The organism is Micromonospora sp. WMMD812 (assembly GCF_027497215.1).
Lineage (GTDB): Bacteria > Actinomycetota > Actinomycetes > Mycobacteriales > Micromonosporaceae > Micromonospora.
Map to the genome: position 1 here is coordinate 3,355,346 of NZ_CP114904.1, position 25,810 is coordinate 3,381,155.

At 73.5% G+C, this 25,810-nt stretch carries 21 protein-coding genes; 6 read left to right on the forward strand and 15 right to left on the reverse strand.

Annotated elements, in window-relative coordinates; translation table 11 throughout:
* Positions 1-225 precede the first annotated feature (225 nt).
* The 5 genes from O7603_RS15360 to O7603_RS15380 all read right to left on the reverse strand — a co-directional run bounded on the left by O7603_RS15360 (position 226) and on the right by O7603_RS15380 (position 10,194).
* Positions 226-684, reverse strand: a complete 459-nt coding sequence (locus O7603_RS15360) for a hypothetical protein (RefSeq protein WP_281576387.1) — start codon at positions 682-684, stop codon at positions 226-228.
* Positions 674-4,873 (reverse strand): polymorphic toxin-type HINT domain-containing protein, encoded by a 4,200-nt coding sequence (locus O7603_RS15365; RefSeq protein WP_281576388.1) that lies wholly within the window; start codon positions 4,871-4,873, stop codon positions 674-676. The genes O7603_RS15360 and O7603_RS15365 overlap by 11 nt, the downstream gene beginning before the upstream one ends.
* Before the next feature lie 205 nt (positions 4,874-5,078).
* Positions 5,079-5,588: a hypothetical protein gene (locus O7603_RS15370; protein WP_281576389.1), complete on the reverse strand. Its 510-nt coding sequence runs from the start codon at positions 5,586-5,588 to the stop codon at positions 5,079-5,081.
* A 142-nt stretch (positions 5,589-5,730) separates the two neighbouring features.
* On the reverse strand, positions 5,731-6,108 hold the full coding sequence (locus tag O7603_RS15375; protein ID WP_281576390.1) for a hypothetical protein: 378 nt from the start codon (positions 6,106-6,108) through the stop codon (positions 5,731-5,733).
* A gap of 6 nt (positions 6,109-6,114) precedes the next feature.
* Positions 6,115-10,194: a polymorphic toxin-type HINT domain-containing protein gene (locus tag O7603_RS15380; protein WP_281576391.1), complete on the reverse strand. Its 4,080-nt coding sequence runs from the start codon at positions 10,192-10,194 to the stop codon at positions 6,115-6,117.
* Positions 10,195-10,325: 131 nt separating this feature from the next.
* Between O7603_RS15380 and O7603_RS15385 the strand changes: the two genes are divergently transcribed.
* The 6 genes from O7603_RS15385 to hutH all read left to right on the forward strand — a co-directional run bounded on the left by O7603_RS15385 (position 10,326) and on the right by hutH (position 18,223).
* Entirely contained in the window at positions 10,326-11,177 is an 852-nt protein-coding gene (locus tag O7603_RS15385) for a MurR/RpiR family transcriptional regulator (RefSeq protein ID WP_281576392.1), read from the forward strand.
* Between the two features lie 13 nt (positions 11,178-11,190).
* The gene (hutU, locus tag O7603_RS15390; RefSeq protein ID WP_281576393.1) at positions 11,191-12,840 is read left to right on the forward strand and encodes a urocanate hydratase; all 1,650 of its coding nucleotides are present in this window, start codon (positions 11,191-11,193) and stop codon (positions 12,838-12,840) included.
* A 2-nt stretch (positions 12,841-12,842) separates the two neighbouring features.
* A complete protein-coding gene (locus tag O7603_RS15395; RefSeq protein ID WP_281576394.1) occupies positions 12,843-14,042 on the forward strand; it encodes an allantoate amidohydrolase in 1,200 nt (399 codons plus the stop codon).
* Positions 14,043-14,139: 97 nt separating this feature from the next.
* A complete protein-coding gene (locus tag O7603_RS15400; RefSeq protein ID WP_281576395.1) occupies positions 14,140-15,498 on the forward strand; it encodes a formimidoylglutamate deiminase in 1,359 nt (452 codons plus the stop codon).
* Complete coding sequence (gene hutI / locus O7603_RS15405) at positions 15,492-16,691, forward strand: imidazolonepropionase (protein WP_281576705.1); 1,200 nt, start codon at positions 15,492-15,494, stop codon at positions 16,689-16,691. The genes O7603_RS15400 and hutI overlap by 7 nt, the downstream gene beginning before the upstream one ends.
* Positions 16,688-18,223: a histidine ammonia-lyase gene (hutH, locus tag O7603_RS15410; protein WP_281576396.1), complete on the forward strand. Its 1,536-nt coding sequence runs from the start codon at positions 16,688-16,690 to the stop codon at positions 18,221-18,223. Before hutI ends, hutH begins: the two co-directional genes overlap by 4 nt.
* Positions 18,224-18,298: 75 nt before the next feature.
* Here hutH and rdgB read toward each other — a convergent pair whose 3' ends face one another.
* The 10 genes from rdgB to clpS form a co-directional block, all read right to left on the reverse strand.
* Positions 18,299-18,916 carry an RdgB/HAM1 family non-canonical purine NTP pyrophosphatase gene (rdgB, locus tag O7603_RS15415; RefSeq protein ID WP_281576397.1) on the reverse strand — a complete coding sequence of 206 codons (618 nt, stop codon included), beginning with the start codon at positions 18,914-18,916 and terminating at the stop codon, positions 18,299-18,301.
* A complete protein-coding gene (gene rph, locus O7603_RS15420; protein ID WP_281576398.1) occupies positions 18,913-19,638 on the reverse strand; it encodes a ribonuclease PH in 726 nt (241 codons plus the stop codon). Before rph ends, rdgB begins: the two co-directional genes overlap by 4 nt.
* Positions 19,639-19,700: 62 nt before the next feature.
* Positions 19,701-20,858 (reverse strand): glycosyltransferase, encoded by a 1,158-nt coding sequence (locus O7603_RS15425; protein WP_281576399.1) that lies wholly within the window; start codon positions 20,856-20,858, stop codon positions 19,701-19,703.
* A complete protein-coding gene (locus O7603_RS15430; protein ID WP_281576400.1) occupies positions 20,855-22,000 on the reverse strand; it encodes a glycosyltransferase family 1 protein in 1,146 nt (381 codons plus the stop codon). The genes O7603_RS15425 and O7603_RS15430 overlap by 4 nt, the downstream gene beginning before the upstream one ends.
* 99 nt (positions 22,001-22,099) lie before the next feature.
* A complete protein-coding gene (locus O7603_RS15435; RefSeq protein ID WP_281576401.1) occupies positions 22,100-22,843 on the reverse strand; it encodes an MBL fold metallo-hydrolase in 744 nt (247 codons plus the stop codon).
* 272 nt (positions 22,844-23,115) lie between these two features.
* Positions 23,116-24,081 (reverse strand): pyridoxal-phosphate dependent enzyme, encoded by a 966-nt coding sequence (locus O7603_RS15440; protein ID WP_281576402.1) that lies wholly within the window; start codon positions 24,079-24,081, stop codon positions 23,116-23,118.
* 10 nt (positions 24,082-24,091) lie between these two features.
* On the reverse strand, positions 24,092-24,412 hold the full coding sequence (locus O7603_RS15445; protein WP_281576403.1) for a MoaD family protein: 321 nt from the start codon (positions 24,410-24,412) through the stop codon (positions 24,092-24,094).
* A gap of 65 nt (positions 24,413-24,477) precedes the next feature.
* Entirely contained in the window at positions 24,478-24,966 is a 489-nt protein-coding gene (locus O7603_RS15450; protein WP_281576404.1) for a M67 family metallopeptidase, read from the reverse strand.
* A gap of 48 nt (positions 24,967-25,014) precedes the next feature.
* On the reverse strand, positions 25,015-25,515 hold the full coding sequence (locus tag O7603_RS15455; RefSeq protein ID WP_281576706.1) for a DUF2017 domain-containing protein: 501 nt from the start codon (positions 25,513-25,515) through the stop codon (positions 25,015-25,017).
* Between the two features lie 2 nt (positions 25,516-25,517).
* A complete protein-coding gene (gene clpS, locus O7603_RS15460; protein WP_091591611.1) occupies positions 25,518-25,808 on the reverse strand; it encodes an ATP-dependent Clp protease adapter ClpS in 291 nt (96 codons plus the stop codon).
* Between the last annotated feature and the right edge of the window lie 2 nt (positions 25,809-25,810).

Below are 25,810 nucleotides of genomic sequence, written 5' to 3' on the forward strand. Positions count from 1 at the left end.
CCGCCGCCATTGCAGCGGCCCGCCGGTCGGCCGACCGACAGGTCGGTGAACCGGCTGGTCGATCACCTGCCCACGGGGCCAGATGTGCGGCGGACGACGGCCGGCAGTCGCCCGCCCCTTCCGCCACCCGGGCCGGGAGCCTCTCGTGGCCACGACGGCAGGACCCGGCGGGGGCCGCTGTGGCCACCGCCGGGCCGGTCCGTTCAGGTCGGACAGATCGCGTGCTCATCGCGGTTGAAGGCGGCTCCGGAACGAACCGATCACCGACCGCCACGACGGCGTCCTGAGGGCTTCCAGGTCCGGGGCCACGACCGGCTCGACGCCGGGCGCGCACACGCCGTAGATCTGCGGCGCTATCGCATCGGTGAGGATGTCGTCGAAGTGGAACGAACCCTCGAATCCGAGCCAGACCACCGTGTCCCCGGCAGTGCACGCCGCGCGCAGGCAGTGCGTCAGATAGGTGTGGAGGTCGGCCGGCAGCTCGTCGAAGACCAGGTCGTATTCGGTGACGCAGGTGTACGGGAACGGACCCGGGTCGTCCCGCTCAAGTGAATACGTCTGCACCTCGGCCGGTGCCGTGCCGCCGAACTCGAAGTTCGGCGACACGGCGGGAGTGCCCGGCACGAAGACGCTGACCACCGGCTGCGCGGCGAAACGCAGCCCGGATGCCAGGTCAGCAGCCACAGATACCCCACAGCCTCAGGTCCTCGGGAGTGACGACCTTCGAGGACGTGACCCTACCTGCGTACTGGCCCTCCTTCGCCACGAACAGGACGACGGTCTTGCCGTTGACCTCACCGATGAAGCCCTTGTTCCGGATGCCACCGGTGCCACCGAGGGTCCAGTCGAAGGTCTTCTGCGGGTTGGTCAGGATCGACGAGGTCAGGTTTTCGAACGCCTGCCTCTTCGCTTCGTTGCTCCCTGTGTTGGGGATGATGTCGCCGACGAGCCGACGCATCGCGTGTCCGCCTTCGCCCCGCATTCCCTCGTAGGCGGTGGCGACGGTGTCCGCGCTGAAGCCGATCGCGGGCGGGCATCCGGCGTTGTGCACCAGCACGGGTGTGTCACCGGCAACGACGTAGTAGGTCTGCAGGTCGGCGATGGACAGGTTGTGGACCCGGGAGTCCTCGGTCCGTTCCGCGACGGTCTCGATTTGCACCCAGGTGCCTGCGGACGTACGGATCGACTGCCCCGGCCGCAGGGATTCCGCCCTGACCCATGAGTCGAGATCGCGCACCCAGAAGGGGTGGTTGTGCGTCGCCGTGACAGTCCCTGTCGCGTCACCCGCGGCCCCGTCCGTGTCGATCGTGACGTCGACGAGTTGCTTGAGGCCGGCGCTACCGATGAGCGCCGTGACCGCCTTCGCCGCCGTCACCCCGCTGACCGGGTCGGTGGCCAGAACCTTGTCGCCGACCTGGACCTGCTGGATCGGCCGGCGGGTACCGTCGGCCAGCAGCACCGCCGTGCCGGGGGTGAAGCTGCTCCCGCACTTGATGAGCTGCTCGACGATGTTCTTGACGGCGCGCAGCTTGTCGGCGTTCTTCAACGCCTTGGCGCCGGAGGCGAGCCACCCGACCACGGGGACCATGGCGCCGAGCGACAGCAGGCCACCGACCGCATCGCCGCGGCCGAAGGAGATCGCCGCGTCGGCGGCGTCGCAGACCTCGCCGGCCCCCGGGACGAGGCCGCACATGCCCAGCACGAACTGGAGCATGTCCAACATCAGCCCGGGGTTCTCGTCGACGAAGGCCTTGAGGTCGTTGAGCATGGAGCAGCCGGGCGTGCCCGCGTTCGCCGGCGCACTGCACTTGGCCGGGTTCGTCAGCGTTCCGGCCAGGTCCTTGTAGACGTTGACGCACTGCGGCGACATGGCCGACTCCGGCACCAGGCAGCCCCAGGTCTTGTGGCTGTCCGCCGCGGTCCCGTTGCCGCCAGGGCCGCTCCCCGCTGCCGTGCTGCGCTGCTGTGCCTCCCACTCCTTCAACTTGGTGGCGTAGATGGCCGAGGCTTCCTTGGCGGCGGCGTCGGCGGCCGCGGCGTCCTTGCCGGCGGCCGTGGCCGCGGCGCGTGCATCCCTGGCGTCCGCCGACGCGGCCGCGGCGTCCGCGCTCGCACGGCGGGAGGCCGCGCTCGCCGTCGCTGCCGAGATGGCGGCGTTGTTGGCGCTCGCCTGCGCCGAGTTGGCCGCGTTGCGAGCCGTCTGCGCGGACTGCGCCGCCTGATCGGCGGATCTCTGGGCCGCCTCGGCCGACAGCCGCGCGTTGTTCCTGTGCGTCTCGGCCAGCTTGGCCGCGTCGTCGGCCCGCTTGGCGGCGGCATCCGCCTCGGCAGCCGAGCCCGCGGCGTCGAGTGCTGCTTCCTGAGCGCGGGCGGCGTCCTCCAGCGCCTTCTGTGCGTACTGCTGCGCTTCGAGGATCAGCTTGCGCACGGTCGCCACATGGGCGGCCTGCTCCAGATCCCGCTGCGCCGCCTGGTAACGGGACGTGGCCAGAAAGTAGGAGATGTAGGACGGCGGCCCGGAGAGTGCGACCTGCCCGGCCGCCTTGACCTCCGGCCCTCCGGTGTCCATCGCGCGGTACACCTCGAGCCGCTCGTCGGCAGTGCGCGCGGTGTGCTGCCCGGTGCGGAGGAACTCGTGTGCGGCGGCCCCGCCACTCGCGAGAGCCTGCTCCGCGGCTGCCTTCAGGTTCACGTGGCCGGCGGCGGTGGCGGTCTCGAGGATCTGGTAGATCGCCTGCCGGTCCTTGAAGACCTTCCCGCTGTAGTTGCGCGTGCGCAGGAACGCATCCACCGCGGCGTCGTCACCGGCCAGGGCGGTCTGCGCGGCCGTCTTCTCCGGCCCGTCGGCCAGGGTGTCGATCAGGTGCCACACCCTGGACCGGTCGTCCTGACCGCTCGCGGCCCTGCGGCCGGTGGCCAGCCACGTCCGCATCTCCACTTCGCCGCCGGCCAGGACGTCGAGCGCCGCGGACTTGGTCCATTCGCCGCCGGTGGTGGTCAGTGCGGCAGCTGCGCGGCGGCCCTTGTCCACCATCTCGCCGGCCGGAACACCCGGTGCGGCAGCCTCGTTCAGCAGGGCGCGGGTCGTTGCATCGACCCGGAGCTCCTCAGCGGTGTCCCACTGCAGGCTGCGGTTCCACGCCGCCAGGACCCCGCCAGCGGCCTTGGTCTGCTGTTCCTGGGCCAGGGCCTCCTGCGCGGCCAGCACGCCCTGCTCGGTGGCCTCCGCCAACCGCGCCTCGTCCTCCTGACGGGCGAGCGTCTCCAGCTCCCCCGCCCTGGTGGCCGCGGCTACCGCGACGTTCGCCGACTCCACGGCCGCGGCCGCGGCCTTGGCCGACTCGGCCGCCGAATACTGCGCGTTCTCCGCCGCGATCGCGGCGGCCAACGCCGACCTCTCGGCGTTCTCCGCGTGCACTGCTGCCTGCTCCGCGAACCGGAAGGCATCCGCCGCGGCCTGCGCCGCCGACCGCGCCAGCGATTCGGCCCGAGCCGCCGCGCGCGACGCCGTCGCCGCCGCCGCCCGGGCTCTCGCCGCCGCGTCTCGCGCCCGCTGCGCCTGCTGCGCCGACACGCCCGACTGTCGGCTCGCCGCGTCGGCGGCGTTCGCGGCGTCATCCGCGTTCCGGCCCGCGGCCTTCGCCGCCACCGAGGCCGCCTCGGCCTGCGCCAGGGCGCGGTCACGCTCGACCTTCGCCATCAGCAGCTCGCGTGCCCTCGCCGCCGCGTCCCGGGCTGCCTCCGCCGCCTCCCGGGCCGCCCGGGCATCGCCGGCGTTCGCCCGGGCCGCCGCTGCGGCGCGCTGCGCCCGCGCCGCCGCCTGGGCCGTCAACGACGCCGCCGTCACCGCCCGGCGTGAGGCGTCCGCGGCGGTCCTCGCCGCCCGCATCGCCGCGTTCGACGCCGCTACCGCCACCCGGGCGGCGTCCGCCGCACCGGCCGCGGCATCCGCCGCCCGCCCGGCCGCGGCCGAGGCCTTCGCCGCCGCGCCACCAGCCGCCTGCGCCTCCGCCTGCGCCTTCTGGGCTGCCTTCTTCGCCTCGTCCGCGGCGTTCGCTGCCCGCGCCGAGAACTCCTCCGCGGCGAGCGACTCCTTGGCGGTCGCCTCACCGGCCTGCCTGGCCTGCTCGGTCAACGCCCGGATCGAGGCCAGCTCCGCGTCCCGCGCCCGGGCCACGAACTGTCCGCTCACCAGGAACTCGGCGAGCTCCTCCGGCGATCCCGACAACGCCTGCTGCGCCGCGGTGTTGAGGACCGGGCCGCTGTTGTTCGGTCCGCCGGTGAGCATGCGCGTCGCGGCCAGCCGGTCGTCGGCGAAGGCCGCCGCGTCCCGGCCCGAGGCCAGGAAGTCTGCGACGTCCTGCGCTGAGCCGTCGAGCGCCTGCTGCGCCGCCGCCTTCGTCGTCGGTCCGCCGGACTCCAGGGCGCGGTAGACCCGCAGGCGCTCGTCGGCCGGCCATGCCTCCTGCCAGCCACCGTTGACGAACGCGCGCACCTCCGCGGCCGAGCCCTCCAGCGCTCTGAGCCCCGCGGCCCGCACCGCCGGACCGTCCATCGACGTGAGCACCTGCGCCGCGGCTCGCTCGTCAGCCTCCTGCGCCACCTGGCGCCCGGAGTCGAAGAACGCCTGGAGGTCCTGATCGGAGCCCAGCAGGGCAGCCTCGGCCGCCCGGCGCACGGACGGGCCGCCGGAGACCATGTAATCGGCCGCGGTCTGGCGATAGGCCCGGAGATCGCTCTCCTCGGCGGACGCCGGCGCCGATTGAAGGAACGGCCCGACCATGACGAGCGCGACGACAGTCGCCACGCGCCGCGACGGACGGGACAGCCGCCTCGGGCGGCGCAGCACCGGATCAAGGACGCGACGGATCACGGAACCCCCGTATGAGAAAGACGGCTCAACGACACAGATTGCAGCCAGCAACGCCGGCCCACATCGACACACTTCTACCGATGAGCGGCAGGGGACAGTCTGTCAAACATCGAGCGGGTCCGCTGCCCCGGCGGGGCTTCAGGCACCACGCGAAGGGGGAGCGGCCGGCGACTGCCGGACCCGCTCCCCCTTCGTTGCTGTCCTGTTAGGACGCGGCTCCGGCGAGCCGGAGCTCGACGAGGATGGCCTCCGGCAAATCGCCACCGGTGCCGGGGCTGATCGCCACGGGCTTGTTCGGCTCGATCTGGTAGGTCTTCGGGCCCTCCGGCAGGTTCGCGGTCGCCTCCAGCGGCTCGCTCCCACCACGGACGCCGAACGTCCCGGGGACCTCCAGAGTCAGGTAGCCCTGCGTGCCCTTGGTCTTGAAGCAGTACCAGACGCCGTACGGCTCCACGTCGAGGTGCTTCTCGACCTGGATCTGACCGACCGGGCACTGCTCGCCCGTCTCGTAGGAACGCGAGGTGTCGAACCAGATGTGACCGTCACCCTTGAACACCTTCAAGCCGTGCTCCAGCAGGATGCGCTCGGCGCCCGGGTGGCTGAAGTCCTCCTCGATCGATGGTGGGGTGTCAGCGGCGAACGAACCCGAGTTCGCCACGAACACGGCCGCACCGGTCAGCACGACCGCCGCGCCGACTCCTGCCATGACCTTCATTCGTACTCCCATCTCATGAACACCCAACGCCCGGCGGACGTTGACGGAGCAGGGCGACTCGCGCCACCTCGGAAGGCGGCCATCGATATGAATGCACCGGCGGGGCCACCGTACCGGAACCGTGGGTCGTCATGGGGCCCCGCTATGCGTCGGCACCGCCCCCGTTCGGATGCCGGCCGCAATCTCGGCGGTGGCCCGACCCGTCGTCGTCGAGATACGTCCTGAGCAGTTCCGCCAGAATGCCAATCGCTCGGCGGTTTTCCTCGCCCGTCAACTCGGACAACAGAGGAAGTCGGCCTTGTGGATAGAGATCGCACAGCACGATCAGCGGCCAGGCCAGTTCGGGACGCGGCGCTCCCCGGCGGACCAGCCATTCCCGAAAGCCGGGTATCAGTACCGTGCCGCCACCCCTGTCCCAACCCTGCAGAAAGGCACACACCTCGGCGTACGTGCCCCCGACCACCAGCATCTTGGGGTGCCGCTCAAGCTGCTCGACGACGGTGCGGAGAGAATCAGCCATGGACCGTCAGAACCCGAAGTCGATGTATTCCCAATAGGTCCACTGACGCTTCCATTCCTCGATCGGCATACCGCCCATCGCCTCGGTGTACTGGTCGTAGACCCTGCCGTCCTTCACGACGAACGTGTGGTGTCCCCAACTCTCGCGAGGCTCCAGCTTGTAATCGCCGAGGAAGTTTACGCCCTCCGGGGGATTGATCGTCCTGATTTCGCCGCCGACCCTGGCTTGGAATTCGGCAGCCCATTCGTCGCAACCCGCGTTGTGGACGAGGACGGTGACGCCGGTGACGTCGATGTAGTAGGTCTGGTAACCGTCGACCGTGAGGTTGCGGACGACTGCCTCCGTGGACCGCCGGGCGACCGCCTCGACCCGCACCGGTCTGCCCTGCGCATCCTGCACGTGCTGTCCCACGGTGAGCTTTTCGGCATGTGTCCACGCACCGGCTTCGACTGACCAGAAGGGATGGTTGAAGGTCGCGGTCACGGTGCCCGTGGAGGAGCCCTCGTCGCCGTCGATGTCGAGGGTGATGTCGACCAGGCTCTTCAGTCCCTGACCGGAGATCGTCGCCAACACACGCTTGGCGACCACGTGCTGGGTGATCGGGTCCGCCGCGAGGACGAAATCCCCGGCGCGCACGTCTTCGATGGCGACACGTTCGCCGTCGGCCAGGACGACCCTGGTGCCGGGGACGAAGCTGGCCCCCGCCTTCTTGCAGGCCTTGCCGAGCGTCTCGATGACGATGAAGACCTTGCGCATCTTGTCGCCTGAACGGGCCAGCTTCGGCCCGCTCGCCAGGTAGCCGATGCCGGGCAGGGAGGCGCCCAGCGACAGGAAGCCGCCGACCCAGTCGCCCCGGGCGAAGGAAATCCCCGCATCGGCGAGGTCACACGCCTCGCCAAGGCCGGGAACGAGCCCGCAGAGCCCGAGGACGAACTGCAGCATGTCCATGACGAGATTCGGGTTTTCGACCACGAACTGTTTGAGGTCGTCGAGCATCTCGCAGCCCGGGCCACCACTGTTCGCGGGCGCCCCACACTTCTCCTTGTCGACCATCGCATGGACGAAGTCCTTGTAGACGTACAGACACCGGGCCGAGGTGTCCGGGACGCCTCCCAGGCACCCCCAGGTCTTGTGGTCGTCGAGAGCCGAGCCGGTGCCGCCAGGCCCGCTTCCGGGCGCGTTGCTACGCCGTTGCGCCTCCCACTCCTTGAGCTTGGTGTTGTAGATCGTCACCGCTTCCTTGGCGGCAAGGTCAGCGGCGATGGCGTCCTTACCTGCCGCGACAGCGGCCGCACGTGCCTCCTGCTTCGCTTGGTGGGCGGCCGCGGCATCGTCTGCGGCACGGCCGGCGGCCGCGGTGGCGGTGGCCGCGGACCGAGCGGCCGCGCTGGCACTGGCCTGCGCCGAGTTCGCGGCGTTGCGCGCGGTCACGGCGGACTGTGCAGCCTGGTCGGCGGAGGCCTTGGCGGCGGTGGCGGACTGCTGGGCGCTCGCCGCGTGTTCGGCGGCCCGTTGGGCCGACGCCGCCGCCTGCTGCGCGTACGTCTGCGCTTCGGCGGCCTTGCCTGCCGCGACCGCCGCGACCCGCTTCGCCTCCGCCGCGTCCGCCAGTGCGCTCTGCGCGTACTGCTGCGCCTCCGCGATCAGCGTCCGCACCGCGTTGACGTGAGCGGCCTGCTCATTGTCCCGCTGCGCCGCCTGATACCGCGACGCCGCCAGGAAGTAGGAGATGTACGACGCCGGCCCCGCCAGAGCGACCTGCCCGGCGGCCTTCACCTGCGGCCCGCCGGCGTCCATCGCCCGGTAGACCTCGAGCCGGTCATCCGCCGTCCGGGCCGGGTACTGCCCCTCCCGCAGGAACTTGTGCATGTCCGCACCAGTGCCGGCCAGCGCCTTCTCCGCCGCCAGTTTCAGCGTCGGCCCCGCCGTCTCCAGAATCCGGTAGATCGCCTGCCGATCCGACGCGAACTTACCCGCATGGTTGCGCGTGCGCAGGAACTGCTGCACTGCAGCGTCATCCCCGGCCAGCGCCGCCTGCGCCGCGGTCCTCTCGTTCCCGTCCGGCAGCGTATCGACCAGATGCCACACGCGCGCCCGGTCGTCCTGCCCCACTGCGACCCGCCGACCATCGGCCAACCACGACCGCAGCTCTACCTCACCACCGGCCAGGGCATCACCTGCCGCTTCCCGGGTCCACTCGCCGCCGGTGCCGAGCAGCGCCGCCGCGGCGCGCCGACCCTTGTCCAGTACGACCTCCGGTGCGGCGCCCGGGGCGGTGGCCTCGTTGAGCAGCTGCCGGGTGGCCGGCTGGACGCGGTCTTCCTCGGCGGTGTCCCACAGCAACTTCCGGTTCCACGTGGCGATCGCACCGGCGTCGGCGTTGGCCGCCTGTTCCTCCGCCAAGGCGTCCTGTGCCGCCTGGACACTCTGCTCGGTGGCCTCGGCCAGCCGGGCAGCGTCTTCCTCACGCGCGAGGCGCTCCAACTCGACGGCCTGGTTGGCTGCCTCCACCGCGGTGTTCGCCGCCTCCACCGCTGCCGCCGCGTGCTTCGCCGACTCAGCCGCCGCCGCCGCGGCTACACCCGCCGCCGCAGCCGCCGCCTCCGCCGCCGCAGCGGCAGCCTCCGCATGATCCGCCGCCCGCCGCGCGAACGCGAACGCCTCATCCGACGCCTTCGCCGCCGCCTGCGCCAACGCGTACGCCCGATCCGCGGCCCGCGACGCCGCCGCCGCCAACCGCTGCGCTCTCGCCGCCGCATCGCGCGCCCGCTGCGCCTCCGCCGCTGACACGCCGGCGTGATTGCTGGCGCTGTTGGCGGCGGCCGCCGCCTCGTCGGCATTCACGCTCGCGCTCTTCGCTGCGTTCGACGCCGCCTTGGCCTGCGCGAGAGCCCGGTCCCGCTCGGCTTTGACCGCGTTCAACTCCCGCGCCTTCGCCGCCGCGTCCCGTGCCGCCTGCGCCGCCTGCCGTGCTGCCGCCGCCTTACCCGCGTCCGTCCGCGCGTCCGCCGCCGCCCGCTGCGCCCGCGAGGCCGCCTGCGCCGTCAACGACGCCGCCGTCGTCGCCTTCCGTGCCGCGTCCGCGGCTACCCGGGCCGCCCGCATCGCCGCGTTCGACGCACCGAGGGCCTCGCGCGCCGCGTTGGCCGCGCCCTCGGCGGCATCCGCCGCCCGAGCCGCTGCCGCCGACGCCTTCGCCGCCGCACCGCCTGCGGCTGCGGTTTCCGCCGCCGCCTCCTGGGCCGCCTTCTTCGCTTCCTCCGCGGCAGCGATCGCCCGGTTCGACGCCTCGGTCGCCGCCAGCGCCTCCCGCGAGGTCGTCTCGCTGGCCTCCTTCGCCTGCTCGGTCAGGCTCCGGATCGAGGCCAGCTCCTTGTCCCGAGCCCGGGCCACGAACTGGCCGGACTCGATGAACTCCCGCAACTGTTCCGGGGAGCCGGCCAGCGCCTGCGACGCCGCCGTGTCCAGCACCGGGCCGCTGTTGCTCGACCCGCCAGTCAACATGCGCGTCGCCAGCAGCCGGTCGTCAGCCGCCGCCGCCGCGTCGCGGCCGTTGGCCAGGAATTCCGTCAACTGCTCGGGCGTCCCCGCCAGGGCCTGCTGGACCGCGGACTTCATCGTCGGGCCACCGGACTCCACCAACCGGTACGCCCGCACCCGCTCGTCCGACGTCCAGGCGGACTCCCAACCGCCGTTCACGAAGGTGCGTACATCCTCTGCCGAGCCGGCCAACGCCTGCAGCGCGGCCGCGCGCATCGCCGGGCCGTCCATGCTGGCCAGGACTCGCGCTGCGGCCCGCTCGTCGGCCTGCTGGGCCTCCAGCCGGCCAGATTCGAGGAAGGCGCGGACGTCAGCATCGGTGCCGAGCAACGCCACTTCGGCCGCTCGCCGGACCGATGGGCCACCCATCAGGATGTACGAGACGGCGCGTTTGCGGTCGGCGCCGAGGTCCGCGGAGGCGGGTGCCGCGGGATACAGCAGCGTCCCCACCAGCACGATCACCACCGCGCTGGCGATCCGTCGCAGCGAGGTGCGAACGAGCCGTTCGGTCCGTAGGAAGACGGCATGCGGCGACAGCGCGGTCAAGACAACCCCCGTGGCAGCGAGACAAGGCAGATGGACCGTATAGACATCGGCCACTTTTCACAAGGGGTCAGTGGGGCATGACGAAGCGCGCAGGTCTTGCCCCTGAAAGTTTTCATGCATAGAGTCGCGGCGTGAATGAAGGAGCTGTCGCCGCGCCCGCCGAGCGGGTGCTCGACCTGTTCCACGGGGTCCGGCTCACCCCCACCCAGCGCCGGATCGCGCACTGCCTGGTGCAGCACGGTCCCACCGTGGCGTACCTGTCCGCGGCCGAGGTGGCCGATCTGGCCGGGGTCAGCCAGCCCTCGGTGACCCGGTTCGCCGTCGCGCTCGGCCACGACGGCTACCCCGCGCTGCGCCGCCGGCTGCGCGAGCTGACCGCAGGCGCGCCGGACGGTCCGGCCGACGCCGGCAACGAGCTCCAGCAGGCGGTACGCGCCGAGATGGGCAACCTGGACCGGCTGGCCGGCCAGCTCGCCGACCGGGACCGGATCGCCGAGGTCGGGCAGCTGCTCGCCGCCAGCCGTCCGCTGCCGGTGCTCGGCCTGCGCGCCGCCGCGCCGCTGGCCGCGTACTTCGCCTACTTCGCCGCCAAGGTGCACCCAGATGTCCGGGTGCTCGACGACGGTGGCAGCCTGCTCACCGACCGCCTGGAGCAGGCCGCCGCGGCCGGGGCGGGCGCCCTGCTCGCCTTCGTGCTCCCCCGCTATCCCCGGGAGACCCTGGACACGCTGCGCGAGGCCCGGGCCGCCGGGCTCACCGTCGTGGCGATCACCGACTCCCCGGTCAGCCCGGCCACCGAGCACGCCGACGTGCTGCTCCCCGCCGCCGTCGGCACCGACCTGGTGTTCGACCTGCACACCGCCCCGATGACGCTGGCCATGGTGCTGCTCCAGGCCATCTGTGACGCCGCCCCGGCCGACACCCAGCGCCGGCTGGAAGCGTTCGAGGCGTCCGCCGCCCGCCGACAGTTGTTCCTCGGCTGAGAGGAGAACCGAGATGTCCCACCCGGTCCGCGCCGCCCGTGGCGCCGAACGCACCGCCCGCGGCTGGCCGCAGGAGGCCGCGCTGCGGATGCTGATGAACAACCTCGACCCGGAGGTGGCCGAGCGCCCCGACGACCTGGTGGTCTACGGCGGCACCGGCAAGGCCGCCCGGGACTGGCCGTCGTACCACGCGCTGGTGCGTACCCTCACCGACCTGCGCGACGACGAGACGATGCTGGTGCAGTCCGGCCGCCCGGTCGGGGTGATGCGGACGCACGAGTGGGCGCCGCGGGTGCTGCTGGCCAACTCCAACCTGGTCGGCGACTGGGCAACCTGGCCGGAGTTCCGCCGGCTGGAGCAGCTCGGCCTGACGATGTACGGGCAGATGACCGCGGGTTCGTGGATTTACATCGGCACCCAGGGCATCCTCCAGGGCACGTACGAGACGTTCGCCGCGGTGGCGGCGAAGCGGTTCAATGGCACCCTGGCGGGCACGTTGACGCTGACCGCCGGGTGCGGCGGGATGGGCGGGGCGCAGCCGCTCGCGGTCACCATGAACGGCGGCGCCTGCCTGATCGTGGACGTGGACCGCACCCGCCTGGACCGCCGGGTGCACGACCGCTACCTGGACGAGGTCGCCGACTCGCTGGACGACGCCGTGGAGCGGGCCCTCGCCGCGAAGCGGGAGGGCCGGGCGCTGAGCGTCGGCGTCGTCGGCAACGCCGCCACCGTCTTCCCGGAGTTGCTGCGCCGGGGCGTCGCCATCGACATCGTCACCGACCAGACCAGCGCGCACGACCCGCTGTCGTACCTGCCGGAGGGGGTGGAGCTGGCCGACGCGCGGGACTACGCGGCGGCGAAGCCGGCCGAGTTCACTGACCGGGCCCGGGCGTCGATGGCGAAGCACGTCGAGGCGATGGTCGGCTTCCTGGACGCGGGGGCGGAGGTCTTCGACTACGGCAACTCGATCCGCGGTGAGGCCAAGTTGGGTGGCTTCGAGCGGGCCTTCGACTTCCCCGGCTTCGTGCCGGCGTACATCCGGCCGTTGTTCTGCGAGGGCAAGGGCCCGTTCCGGTGGGCGGCGCTCTCCGGCGACCCGGCCGACATCGCCGCCACCGACCGGGCGATCCTCGACCTGTTCCCGGAGAACGAGTCGCTCGCGCGGTGGATCCGGCTGGCCGGCGAGCGGGTCGCCTTCCAGGGCCTGCCGGCCCGGATCTGCTGGCTCGGCTACGGCGAGCGGGACAAGGCCGGCGTGCGGTTCAACGAGATGGTCGCCTCCGGCGAGCTGTCCGCCCCGGTGGTGATCGGCCGCGACCACCTCGACACCGGCAGCGTGGCCAGCCCGTACCGGGAGACCGAGGGGATGGCCGACGGCTCCGACGCCATCGCCGACTGGCCGCTGCTCAACGCCCTGGTCAACACGGCCAGCGGAGCGTCCTGGGTGTCGATCCACCACGGCGGTGGGGTGGGCATGGGCCGCTCGATCCACGCCGGTCAGGTCTGCGTCGCCGACGGCAGCGCCCTCGCCGGGCAGAAGATCGAGCGGGTGCTGACCAACGACCCGGCGATGGGCGTCATCCGGCACGTCGACGCCGGCTACGACGCGGCCCGCGAGGTCGCGGAGCGGACCGGCGTCCGGGTCCCGATGGCGGAGGGCTGACGGTGGCCGGGGACCTCGCCGAGCGGTTCCGCGCGCTCTGGGACGAGATCGCGCCGGTCGGGCGGGACGCGGGCAGCGGTGGCTACCTGCGGTACGCGCTGACCGAGCCGGAGCTGCGTCTGCGCGACTGGTACCGGGAGCAGGCCGGGCGCCGGGGCCTGCCGGTGACCGAGGACGGCAACGGCAACCTGTTCGCCTGGTGGGGCGACCCGGACGCCGGCGACGCCGTGCTGACCGGCAGCCACTTCGACTCGGTGCCGCACGGCGGGGCGTACGACGGGCCGCTCGGCATCGTCAGCGCGTTCCTCGCCGTCGACGAGCTGCGGGCCGCGGGCGTCACCCCGGCCCGGCCGGTGGTGCTCGGGGCGTTCGTCGAGGAGGAGGGTGCCCGGTTCGGCGTACCGTGCCTGGGGTCGCGGCTGCTCACCGGGGCGCTGACGCCGGAGCGGGCGGCGGCGCTGCGCGACGCCGACGGCGTCGGCTTCGCCGAGGCGTTGGGCCACCCGCCGGCGGGCGCCCGCCCGGAGCTGCTCGGGCGGTTCCGGTGCTTCGTGGAGCTGCACGTCGAGCAGGGCCGCGCCCTGGCCGACACCGCCGCGCCGGTCGCCGTGGCCAGCGCGATCTGGCCGCACGGGCGGTGGCGCTTCGACTTCACCGGCGAGGGCAACCACGCGGGCACTACCCGGATGGCCGACCGCCACGACCCCATGCTGACGTACGCGTTCACCGTGCTGGCGGCGAACAAGGAGGCCCGGCTGCGCGGCGCGCACGCGACCGTGGGCCGGGTGTCGGTGGAGCCGAACGCCACCAACGCGATCCCGTCGCGGGTGACCGGCTGGCTGGACGCCCGGGCGGCCGAGCCGGACACGCTGGCCGGCCTGGTCGAGGCGGTACGGGACAAGACGGTCGAGCGGGCCCGGCGCGACGGCACGGGGGTGACGCTGACCGAGGAGTCGGCCACCCCGTTGGTCGCCTTCGACGGCGGGCTGGCCGGCCGGCTGGCCGAGCTGCTGGACGCGCCGGTGCTGCCGACGGGCGCCGGGCACGACGCTGGTGTGCTGGCCGCGTACCTCCCGACGGCGATGCTCTTCGTCCGCAACCCGACCGGGGTGTCGCACTCCCCGGCCGAGTCGGCGACCGACGACGACTGCGCCGCCGGGGTGGCCGCGCTGGCCCGGGTGCTCGAGGAGCTGGCGTGCTGACCGCCGCCGCACCGGCCGGCGTGACGCGACCGGCGACCCGATGCCGCGATGATCGGGTGATGACGCAGACGACTCAGCTCGAAAGGGAGCGCGGGGCATGACCGCGACCCGCTGGCTGGCCGAGTACGCGTGGCTGCCCGACCACGACGAGCCCACCGCCGACGTGCTGATCGAGGCGGAGGACGGCCGGTTCACTACGGTCACCCCGCTGATCGGCGGCGGTGCCCCCGACGCCGGGGTCGAGGTGCTCGCCGACGCGGTACGGCTGCCCGGGCTGACCCTGCCGGGGCTGGCCAACGCGCACTCGCACGCCTTCCACCGGGCGCTGCGCGGGCGCACCCACGGCGGCCGGGGCGACTTCTGGACCTGGCGCGACCAGATGTACGCCGTCGCGGGCCGCCTCGACCCGGACTCGTACCTGGCCCTGGCCCGGGCCGCGTACGCCGAGATGGCGCTGGCCGGGATCACCTGCGTGGGCGAGTTCCACTATCTGCACCACGGGCCGGGCGGGACGCCGTACGACGAGCCCAACGCGATGAGCGCCGCGCTGGTCGAGGCCGCCGCCGAGGCCGGCATCCGGATCACCCTGCTGGACACGTGCTACCTCACCGCGTCCGTGGACGGCCGGCCGCTGGTCGGCCCGCAGCTGCGCTTCGGCGACGGGGACGCCGTGCGGTGGGCCGACCGGGCGGACGCGTTCCACCCGGCCGGCGCGCACGCCCGCGTGGGTGCGGCGGTGCACTCCGTGCGGGCCGTACCCGCCGAGCAGCTCAGCACGGTGGCGCGGTGGGCCCGGGACCGCGACGCGCCGCTGCACGTGCACCTGTCCGAGCAGCCCGCGGAGAACGACGCCTGCCGGGCGACGCACGGCTGCACCCCCACCCGGCTGCTCGCCGACCGCGAGGTGCTCGGCCCGGCCACCACCGCCGTGCACGCCACCCACCCCACCAGCGCCGACCTGACACTTCTCGGGGACAGCCGCACCGGCGTCTGCCTCTGCCCGACCACGGAACGGGACCTGGCGGACGGCCTCGGACCGGCCCGCCGGATGGCCGACGCGGGCATCCCGCTCAGTCTGGGCAGCGACAGCAACGCGGTGGTCGACCTCTTCGAGGAGGCCCGGGCGATGGAGCTGGACGAGCGGCTGCGCACCCGCCGGCGCGGCAACTTCACCGGGTCGGACCTGCTCGGCGCGGCGTCGGCCGCCGGCCACACCGCGCTCGGCTGGACCGACGCCGGCCGGCTCGCCGCCGGCGCCCGCGCCGACCTGGTCACCGTCGCCTGGGACGGGGTCCGCACGGCCGGGGTGCCCGCGGCGGGGGTGTTCTTCGCGGCGACCGCCGCGGATGTCCGCCACGTGGTGGTGGACGGCCGGACGGTCGTCGCCGACGGCCGGCACCTGAGGGTCGACGTGGCGCGCGACCTGCGCGCCGCGATTGGAGCGGTGACATCGTGAGTCTGCTGGTCGACAACATCGGCGAACTGGTCACCAACGTGTCCGGTGCCGGCGAGGGTGGTCCGCTGGGCCTGCGCCGGCGGGTCGCGGTGCTGGTGGAGGCCGGCGAGGTGGCCTGGATCGGCCCGTCGCGGGACGCGCCGGCCGCCGACCGGCGGATCGACGCCGAGGGCGCCGCGGTCCTCCCCGGCTTCGTGGACAGCCATGCCCACCTGGTCTTCGCCGGCGACCGCGCCGCCGAGTTCGCCGCCCGGATGGCCGGACAGCCGTACACCGGCGGTGGCATCCGCACCACGGTCGGCGCCACCCGCGCCGCCACGGACGACGAGCTGCGCGCCACCGTGCGCCGGCTGCGCGGCGAGGCGCTGCGGCAGGGCACCACCACCATCGAGATCAAGAGCGGGTACGGGCTCACCGTCGCCGACGAGGCCCGCTCGCTGCGGATCGCCGCCGAGGTCACCACCGAGACCACCTTCCTCGGCGCGCACGTCGTCCCGCCCGAGTACGCCGACCGCCCCGACGACTACGTCGGCCTGGTCTGCGGGCCGATGCTGGCCGCCGCGGCGCCGTACGCGCGCTGGGTCGACGTGTTCTGCGAGCGGGGCGCGTTCGACGTCGACCACGCGCGGGCGATCCTCGCCTGCGGCCAGGCGGCCGGGCTGGGCGTCCGGGTGCACGCCAACCAGCTCGGCCCCGGCCCGGGCGTCCAACTCGGGGTGGAGCTGGGCGCGGCCAGCGTCGACCACTGCACCCACCTCAGCGACGCCGACGTCGACGCGCTGGCGTCCACGACGATGGACTGGCTCTCCGGGCCGGAATCGACCACCGTCGCCACCCTGTTGCCGGGCGCCGAGTTCTCCACCCGGTCGCCGTATCCAGACGCGCGTCGGCTGCTCGACGCCGGCGTCACCGTGGCGCTGGCCACGGACTGCAACCCCGGCTCGTCGTACACCTCGTCGATGCCGTTCTGTATCGCCCTGGCCGTCCGCGAGATGCGGATGACCCCGGCGGAGGCGGTCTGGGCCGCCACCGCCGGCGGCGCGCGGGCGCTGCGCCGCGACGACATCGGGGTGCTGCGCCCCGGGGCCCGGGCCGACCTGATCGTCCTCGACGCCCCGTCCCACCTGCACCTGGCCTACCGGCCCGGTGTGCCACTGATCCGCCAGGTCCTGCATAACGGAGTAGTGCAATGAGCGTCACCATCCTGCCCAGCGGGATCTCCCCCGCCGACGTGCTCGCCGTCGCCCGCGGCACCGCCAAGGTCGTGCTCGACCCGGCCGCGGTGGACGCCATGGCGACGAGCCGGGCGATCGTCGACGGCATCGAGGCCGCCGGCCGCCCGGTCTACGGCGTCTCCACCGGCTTCGGCGCCCTCGCCAACACGTTCGTCGCGCCGGAGCGCCGCGCCGAGCTGCAGCACGCGCTGATCCGGTCGCACGCCGCCGGGGTAGGCGCGCCGATGCCCCGCGAGGTGGTCCGGGCGATGATGCTGCTGCGGGTCCGCTCGCTGGCGCTCGGCCGCTCCGGGGTCCGGCCGCTGGTCGCCGAGGCCCTGGTCGACCTGCTCAACCACGAGATCACCCCGTGGGTGCCGGAGCACGGCTCGCTCGGCGCGTCCGGTGACCTGGCGCCGCTGGCGCACTGCGCCCTGGTGCTGCTCGGCGAGGGCTGGGTGCTCGGCCCGGCCGGCGAGCGCATCGAGGCGGCCGACGCGTTGCGTCGCGTCGGGTTGAAGCCGATCGAGCTGGCCGCCAAGGAGGGGCTGGCGCTGATCAACGGCACCGACGGCATGCTGGGCATGCTGCTGCTCGCGCTGCAGGACGCCGCCCACCTGTTCGCCATGGCCGACGTGACCGCCGCGCTGGCCATCGAGGCGATGCTCGGCTCAGAACGGCCGTTCCTGCCCGAGCTGCACGCCATCCGGCCGCACCCGGGACAGGCCACCTCGGCATCGAACATCCACCGCCTGCTGCAGGACTCGCGGGTGATGGACTCGCACCGCGACGACCTGGCGCACGCCGTGCAGGACGCGTACTCGATGCGCTGCGCGCCGCAGGTCGCCGGCGCGGCCCGGGACACGCTGGAGTTCGCCCGGACGGTGGCGTCCCGCGAGCTGGTCTCGGTGGTGGACAACCCGGTGGTGCTGCCGGACGGCCGGGTCGAGTCGACGGGCAACTTCCACGGCGCGCCGCTCGGTTTCGCCGCCGACTTCCTGGCCATCGCCGCCGCCGAGGTGGGGGCGATCGCCGAGCGGCGGGTGGACCGGCTGCTGGACGTCACCCGGTCCCGGGACCTGCCGGCATTCCTCTCCCCCGACGCCGGGGTCAACTCCGGGCTGATGATCGCCCAGTACACCGCAGCCGGGATCGTCGCGGAGAACCGCCGGCTCGCCGCGCCCGCCTCGGTGGACTCGCTGCCCACCAGCGGCATGCAGGAGGACCACGTCTCGATGGGCTGGGCGGCGACGAAGAAGCTGCGTACGGTGCTGGACAACCTGACGAGCGTGCTCGCGGTCGAGCTGCTGGCCGCGGTGCGCGGCCTGCAGCTGCGCGCCCCGCTGACCCCGTCGCCGGCCGGCCGGGCCGCGGTCGCGGCCCTCGGCGGGATCGCCGGCGAGCCGGGCCCGGACGTCTACCTCGCGCCGCTGATGGAGGCGGCCCGGGAGGTGCTGCGCGGCCCCGACCTGCGCACCGCGATCGAGCGGGAGATCGGCCCGCTCGGCTGACCCACCCGCTTCCGTGGAAAAGGAGCGGCCGTCCCGCAGGGGACGGCCGCTCCTTCGCGTGGACGCGCGGGTGGATCAGGCGGCGGGCGGCAGGACCTTGGCGACCAGCTTGGCCAGCTCACGCAGCGCCTTGCCGCGGTGGCTGACCGCGTCCTTCTCCTCCGGCGTCAGCTCGGCGTTGGTCCGGGTCTGCCCGTCGCCGAGGAAGATCGGGTCGTAGCCGAAGCCGCCGTCGCCGCGCGGGCCGCGCAGCAGCCGGCCGGACTGCCGCCCGTCCACCAGGTGCTCCTTGCCACCGGGCAGCACCAGGGCGACCGTGCAGACGAACGAGGCACCCCGGTTGTCATCCGGCAGGTCGGCGATCTGGTCCAGCACCAGCTGGAAGTTGGCCTGGTCGTCGCCGTGCCGCCCGGCCCACCGGGCGCTGAACACGCCGGGCATGCCGTTCAGCGCGTCGACGGCCAGCCCGGAGTCGTCGGCGATCGTCGGCAGGCCGGTGCGGCGGAACCCCTCGCGCGCCTTGATCAGCGCGTTCTCCCCGAAGGTGAGGCCGGTCTCCGGCAGCTCCGGGTACTCCTCGACGTCGTCTAGGCCGAGCAGGGCGATCCGGTGCGCGCCGAGCGCGCCGTCCAGGATGCGCTGGAGCTCCACCAGCTTCTTGCGGTTCCGGGTGGCGAGCAGCACCTTGTTCATGAGAGCGCCTTCCGCTGGGCTTCGGCCAGGTCCGCGCAGCCCAGGACGCCGAGGTCGAGCAGGGCGTCGAGCTGCTCGCGGGCGAACACGCCCGCCTCACCGGTGCCCTGCACCTCGACGAACTCGCCCGTCCCGGTGCAGACCACGTTCATGTCGACCTCGGCGGCCACGTCCTCTTCGTAGCAGAGGTCCAGTCGCGGCTCGCCCGCGATGACGCCGACGCTCACCGCGGCCACCGACCGGTGCATCACCGCCTCCGGCTTACCGGCCAGCGCCTTGCGCTGCGCCAGCCAGGTCACCGCGTCGTACAGCGCCACGTAGGCGCCGGTGATGGCGGCGGTCCGGGTGCCGCCGTCGGCCTGCAGCACGTCGCAGTCGAGCACGATCGAGTTCTCGCCGAGCGCCTTGAGGTCGACGCAGGCGCGCAGGCTGCGGCCGATCAGCCGGGAGATCTCGTGCGTACGCCCGCCGACGCGCCCCTTGACGCTCTCCCGGTCGGAGCGGGTGTTGGTGGCGCGGGGCAGCATCGCGTACTCGGCGGTGACCCAGCCGAGGCCGGAGCCCTTGCGCCAGCGGGGCACCCCCTCGGTCACGCTCGCCGTGCAGAGCACCCGGGTCGCGCCGAACTCGACGAGCACCGAGCCCTCCGGATGGGTGCTCCAGCCCCGGGTCAGGGTCACCGGTCGGAGTTGGTCGGGCCCTCGCCCGTCGGGTCGTGCCATGCCTGCACCCTATGCGGTGGGGTGATCCAACCGCGCCGGGGTGCCCCGACCCGCCGGCGTGGTCAGGTCGTCGCGGACGGCCGTACCGGGTCGGCGTCGTGCACCCGGAGGAACCCGGCCACCGCCGCGGGCCAGCCGAACTCCTCCGCGCGCGCCCGGGCCGCCCGACGTCGCTCCGCCTCCGGTCGCGCGACCAGCCGGGTCACCGCCGCGGCGATGGCGGCTCCCGAGCCGTACGCGGCCAACCCGGCCGAGCCGACCACCTCGGGCAGCGCGCTGGCGGCGTTGACGACCACGGGCGTGCCGCTGGCCAGCGCCTCCAGGCCGGCCAGGCCGAAGGTCTCCACCGGGCCCGGCGCGAGCACCACGTCCGCGCTGGCCAGCAGCGCGGCGACGGTGAGCCGGTCGGGCAGGAAGCCGGTGAAGGTGACCGGCAGCCCGGCGGCCCGGCGGACCAGCGCGGGCCGCAACGGGCCGTCCCCGGCCATCACCAACACCGCCGGCACGCCCGCCCGGCGGAGCGCGGCGAGCGCCTCGATGGCCAGCTCCGGCCGCTTCTCCGGGGACAGCCGCGCACAGTGCACCAGCAGCAGCTCGGTGTGGTCGGCGTACCGCTCGCGCAGTGCCGGGTCGGCCCGGCCCGGTCCGAAGGTGTCGAGGTCGACCCCGAGCGGCACCAGGTCGACGTTGCGCGCGCCGATCCGGTGGAACTCCTCCGCGGCCCACGTGGTGGTGCAGACGATCCGGTCGTACGCCCGGGCGCTGCCCCGGTTGAACCGGTCGGCGACCGGGCGGCGCAGCCGGTCCGGCACGCCCCACTGGCCGAGCAGGCCGGTCAGGGACTCGTGCGAGACCATCACCGAGGGCACGCCGTGGGCCCGCGCCCAGGCGCCGGTCCAGCGCATCGTGAACCGGTCGTTGACCTCCAGCCGGTCCGGCGCGAGGTCGGTCAGCAGGCGGGCCAGCCGGCGTCGCGCGGTCAGCAGCCGGTAGCCGCCGCTGCGCGGCAGTTCCGGACCGGCGAGCGTGATCACCCGTCCCCACGGGTGCCGCTCGTCGCCGTCCCGCCGGCCGGGGATGACCATGACCGGTTCGTGCCCGGCGGCGGCGTAGCCCTCGCCGAGATGGTGCAGCGCGGTGCGCAGCCCGCCGGAGCGGGGGGTCACGAAGTTGGCGAGGCGGACGATCCGCTGTCCGCCGCCCGGTACGGGTGCGGTCACGACGCGGCGGGGAGGTCGAGGGCGGCGACTCCGGCGCGGACCGCCCGGTAGTGGCCGATCAGCTCGTCGCCGACCGCGGCCCAGCTGCGCCGGTGCACGGCGGCCCGGGCCGCCTGCCCGTACGCGATGCGGCGCGCCTCGTCGGCGCCCAGTTCGGCCACCGCCTCGGCCAGCGCGCCCTCGTCCGCCGGAGGCACCAGCAGGCCGGTCACCCCGGAGTCCACGAGGTCCATCGGCCCGCCGGCGGCGGGCGCCACCACCGGAACGCCACTGGCCAGCGCCTCCTGCACGGTCTGGCCGAAGGTCTCGTGCGGGCCGGTGTGCACGAACAGGTCCAGGCTGGCGTAGAGCCGGGCCAGCTCCTCGCCGTGCTGCACGCCGAGGAAGGTCACGTCGGGCAGCGCCCGCGCCAGCTGGCGGCGGGCCGGGCCGTCGCCGGCCACCACGACCCGGACGCCGGGCAGCCGGGACGTCGCCGCGAGCAGGTCGACGCGCTTCTCGGGGGCCAGCCGGCCGACGTAGCCGACCAGCAGTTCACCGTTCGGAGCCAGGCGGGCCCGCAGCTCCGCGGACCGCTTCGCCGGCTGGAACCGTTCCGCGTCCACGCCACGCCCCCACAGCCAGATCCGCTGGATGCCGTTGGCGATCAGGTCGGCGGCGGCGCGGGTGGACGGGGCGAGGGTCCGCCCCGCCGAGTTGTGGATCTCGCGCAGCCGCCGCCAGGCGGCCGCCTCGCCCCAGCCGACCCGGTAGGCGCGCGCGTACGACGCGACGTCGGTCTGGTAGACGGCCACCGTCGGCAGGCCGTGCCGCGCGGCGAGCGTGGCGGCCCGGCCGCCGAGGATGAACGGGCTGGCCAGGTGGACCACGTCCGGCGCGTGGGCCAGCAGCTCACCGGCCAGCCGGGTGGTGGTCGGCACGCCGAGCCGGAAGCCCTGGTAGCGGGGCAGCGGCACGCTGGGGATCCGCACCACCGGGTACGGGAACGCGCCGGTGTCGTGCCGGGCGGCGCCGGGCGGCGCCGGCGCGATGACGAGCGGGTGGTGGCCCCGGGCGACCAGGTGTTCGGCCGTCCGGACGACGGAGTGCGCGACGCCGTTCACGTCCGGCGGGAACGACTCGGTCACGATGGCGATCCGCATGCCCACACCGTGCGGGTGCCACGGGTGCATCAGACGACCGGCCGCTGACCGGTTGGCGAACAATGCGGCAAGAGCGGACGCGCACCGCGCCGGGGCGGGTCAGACCTCGTAGCTGGCGCCGGCCCGGACCACCTCGAGCGGCCCGGCGTACGCGGAGGCGGCCGACTCGACGGTGTGCGCCTCGCTGCCCCAGGCCGTCACCAGGTGGGTGAGCAGCAGCCGGCCGGCGCCCGCCTTGGTGGCCGTCTCGCCGGCCTCCCGGCCGGTCAGGTGCAGGTCCGGCGGGTTCTCCACGCCGTCGAGGTAGCTCGCCTCGCAGAGGAAGACGTCCGCGTCCTGGGCGAGCCGCAGCAGCGCGTCGCACGGCGCGGTGTCGGACGAGTAGCAGAGCACCCGGCCGCCGTGCTCCAGCCGCACCCCGTACGTCTCGACGGGGTGGTTGACCCGGTCGACGGTGACGGTGAACGGGCCGATCGGGAAGGTGCCGGGCTGCAGGCCGTAGAACTGGTAGACGTCGTCCATCGTGCCGTCGTCGCCGTACGCGGCGGACAGGCGGTCCGGCGCGCCGGACGGGGCGTAGACCGGCAGGGCCGGGTAGGGGCCGTCCGGGGCGTACCGGCGGACCACGACGTACGTCACGGCGTCGAGGATGTGGTCGCAGTGCAGGTGGGTCAGGAGGATCGCGTCCGGGGCGTGCAGACCCGCGTAGCGCTGGAGGCTGGACAGCGAGCCGGAACCGAAGTCGACCAGCAGCCGGAAACCGTCGGCCTCGACCAGGTAGGCCGAGCAGGGCGACTCCGGTCCGGGGAAACTACCCGCGCAGCCCAGGACGGTCAGTCGCATCGGGTTGTCTCGCCGTCACGGTGCGTAGTCGCCACGCCGGTCGTCGCTCGGCACATGATCTCCACCGACGCGTACGTCACGCTGCGCAGCCTACGCTGGCGTACGGGAAGGCAAGAATCATCCACGGGAAGTTGTCACCAACGTGACACCGCGCCCACCGGTCGGGGCGGAGCGCCCCAGGGCCGGCACCCGTCGCGCAGCGTGAGGGCGGACACGGAAACGGGCCGGAGCCGCCGACGACTCCGACCCGTCCGACCGTCCGCCGCTCGGGCTCAGGCCCAGAGCTGCCCCTCCAGGGCGTCCTCGGCGTCGGCCAGCGTGCCGCCGTACGCCCCGGTGGAGAGGTACTTCCAGCCGCCGTCGGCGACCACGAAGGCCACGTCGGCGCGGCGGCCGTCGCGGACCGCCTCGTGCGCCACCGCGAGTGCGGCGTGCAGGATCGCCCCGGTGGAGAAGCCGGCGAAGATCCCCTCCACCTCGACGAGTTGCCGCGTACGCAGCACCGCGTCCCGGGTGCCCACCGAGAACCGCCGGGAGAGCACGGTCGCGTCGTAGAGTTCCGGGACGTAGCCCTCGTCGATGTTGCGCAGCCCGTAGACCAGCTCGCCGTAGCGCGGCTCCGCGGCGACGACCTGGATGCCCTCGACCTTTTCCCGCAGGTAGCGCCCGGTGCCCATGAGCGTGCCCGTGGTGCCCAGGCCGGCCACGAAGTGGGTGATCGTGGGCAGGTCGTGCAGCAGCTCCGGCCCGGTCGTCTCGTAGTGCGCCCGGGCGTTCGCCTCGTTGCCGTACTGGAAGAGCATCACCCAGTCGGGATGCTCGACGGCGATCTGCTTGGCCGTGGCCACCGCCTGGTTCGAGCCACCGGCCGCCGGCGAGAAGATGATCTCCGCGCCGTACATCCGCAGGAGCTGGACGCGCTCGGTCGACACGTTCTCCGGCATCACGCAGACCAGCCGGTAGCCGCGCAGCTTCGCCACCATGGCCAGCGAGATGCCGGTGTTGCCGCTGGTCGGTTCGAGGATCGTGTCACCCGCCCGGAGCCGGCCGGCCTCCTCGGCCGCCCGCACCATGAACAGCGCCGCCCGGTCCTTGATGCTGCCGGTCGGGTTCCGGTCCTCCAGCTTCGCCCACAGCCGCACCGGCGGCGCCCCCTCGGGCACCGTCGGCGAGAGCCGGGGCAGGCCCACCAGAGGCGTGCCGCCGCAGGCGTCGAGCAGGCTGTCGTACCGCGCCATGGCGGCCGCCTCAGCGGGCGGCGGAGGCAATCGCGGCTGCCGCCGCGAAGCCGAACGCGCCGCCGGCGACCGCCGGCAGGATCGTGACGCTGTCGCCGTCGCTGAGCTTGGCGTCCAGCGCGCCGAGGAAGCGGACGTCCTCGTCGTTGACGTAGACGTTGACGAAGCGGTGCAGCGTGCCCGCCTCGGTGACCAGCCGGGCCCGCAGGCCGCTGTGCCGGGAGTCCAGGTCGGTGAGCAGGTCGCTCAGGGTGTCGCCGGCGCCTTCGACGACCTTCGCGCCGCCGGTGTAGCTGCGCAGGATGGTGGGGATGCGAACCTCGATGGCCATGATGTCGTGCTCCTTGTCGGGTGTGCCTCGGTGACGGGACGTGGACGGGTGTTACGGCCTGGGGATCAGCGGCCGGAACACTCGTAGTCGACCGTCGCGGGGCTCTGCCCGAACATGTAGGACTGGACGGCGTGCGGGTCGACCGCCGCGTCCACGATCCGGACCGGTTCCTCGGTCACCACGCCGTCCTGGATCCGGAAGGAGCGGATCTCCTCGGTGTCGGGCTCCCGGGTGGAGACGAGCAGGTAGTGCGCGCCCGGCTCGCCGGCGAAGGCGACGTCCGTGCGGGACGGGTAGGCCTCGGTCGCGGTGTGCGAGTGGTAGATGACGACGGGCTCCTCGTCCCGGTCGTCCATCTCGCGCCACACCCGTAGCTGTTCCATCGAGTCGAACTCGTAGAACGTCATCGACCGGGCGGCGTTGTCCATCGGGATGTGCCGGGTCGGGGCGTCGCTGCCGGCGGGGCCGGCGACCACGCCGCACGCCTCGTCCGGGTGGTCCCGGCGGGCGTGGGCCACGATCGCGTCGACGATCGACCGGTCGATGCTCAGCACGCGCTCCAGCCTAACGCCTGGCGGGCTGAGCTGGCGAAGTGGCCGCGGTCACGCCTCGTCGATCAGGGCGTTGAGCAGCGACTCCTGGAGATAGCCGAGATATGCGTAGACCGACAGTTGGAACACCCGGCTGGAGGTCGGGTCCTCGGCCACCGCGTCGTCCAGCTCCTCGCCGAGGTCGGTGCCGTCCTTGATCTCCAGCCGCACGCCCATCGCGAGCCGGGCATCGTTCAGCGCCCGCAGCCACGCCTCGGCGGCCTCGGCGTCCAGCCGCACCTCGCCGCCGGCCTCGTCCGGCAGCGCGGCCAGGATGGCGCCGGCCTGGTCGATCTTCGCGGTCTTGAGGTCGCCCTCGGTGTAACGGCGGAACTCGGCGGCGCCGGTCGGGTCGTCCGGGTAGACCTCGGGAAAGAGCCGGCCGACCACCGGGTCGGAGTGGTCGAACCCGTCGGTGAGCAGGCCGACCACCTCTCCGGCGACCTTACGCAGCACCCGCGCCTCGTCGACGGCGAACGTGGCGACGTAGCGGGCGCCCTGGCGGCGGAACATGCTCACGAGCGGTCCACCGTCGCCCACAGGCCGTACGCGTGCAGCTGCGACGCGTCGTGCTCCATCCGCTCCCGGGCGCCGGTGGACACAACGGCGCGGCCCTTGTGGTGCACGTCGAGCATCAGCTTCTCGGCCTTCTCCCGGCTGTAGCCGAAGAGCTTCTGGAAGACCCAGGTCACATACGTCATCAGGTTGACCGGATCGTCCCACACGATCGTCACCCATTGCCGGTCCGAGACCGGCACCTCTTCGGTGGCCGGCGTCTCGACCGGTGCAACCTGCGGAGCCGCCATGC

Coding starts and splice junctions, on each gene's coding strand:
- O7603_RS15445 (WP_281576403.1), bottom strand. CDS start 24,412: ATGGCCATCGAGGTTCGCATCCCCACCATCCTGCGCAGCTACACCGGC.
- clpS (WP_091591611.1), bottom strand. CDS start 25,808: ATGGCGGCTCCGCAGGTTGCACCGGTCGAGACGCCGGCCACCGAAGAG.
- rph (WP_281576398.1), bottom strand. CDS start 19,638: ATGGCACGACCCGACGGGCGAGGGCCCGACCAACTCCGACCGGTGACC.
- O7603_RS15430 (WP_281576400.1), bottom strand. CDS start 22,000: ATGCGGATCGCCATCGTGACCGAGTCGTTCCCGCCGGACGTGAACGGC.
- hutH (WP_281576396.1), top strand. CDS start 16,688: ATGAGCGTCACCATCCTGCCCAGCGGGATCTCCCCCGCCGACGTGCTC.
- O7603_RS15435 (WP_281576401.1), bottom strand. CDS start 22,843: ATGCGACTGACCGTCCTGGGCTGCGCGGGTAGTTTCCCCGGACCGGAG.
- hutU (WP_281576393.1), top strand. CDS start 11,191: ATGTCCCACCCGGTCCGCGCCGCCCGTGGCGCCGAACGCACCGCCCGC.
- O7603_RS15440 (WP_281576402.1), bottom strand. CDS start 24,081: ATGGCGCGGTACGACAGCCTGCTCGACGCCTGCGGCGGCACGCCTCTG.
- O7603_RS15370 (WP_281576389.1), bottom strand. CDS start 5,588: ATGAAGGTCATGGCAGGAGTCGGCGCGGCGGTCGTGCTGACCGGTGCG.
- rdgB (WP_281576397.1), bottom strand. CDS start 18,916: ATGAACAAGGTGCTGCTCGCCACCCGGAACCGCAAGAAGCTGGTGGAG.
- O7603_RS15455 (WP_281576706.1), bottom strand. CDS start 25,515: ATGTTCCGCCGCCAGGGCGCCCGCTACGTCGCCACGTTCGCCGTCGAC.
- O7603_RS15400 (WP_281576395.1), top strand. CDS start 14,140: ATGACCGCGACCCGCTGGCTGGCCGAGTACGCGTGGCTGCCCGACCAC.
- O7603_RS15375 (WP_281576390.1), bottom strand. CDS start 6,108: ATGGCTGATTCTCTCCGCACCGTCGTCGAGCAGCTTGAGCGGCACCCC.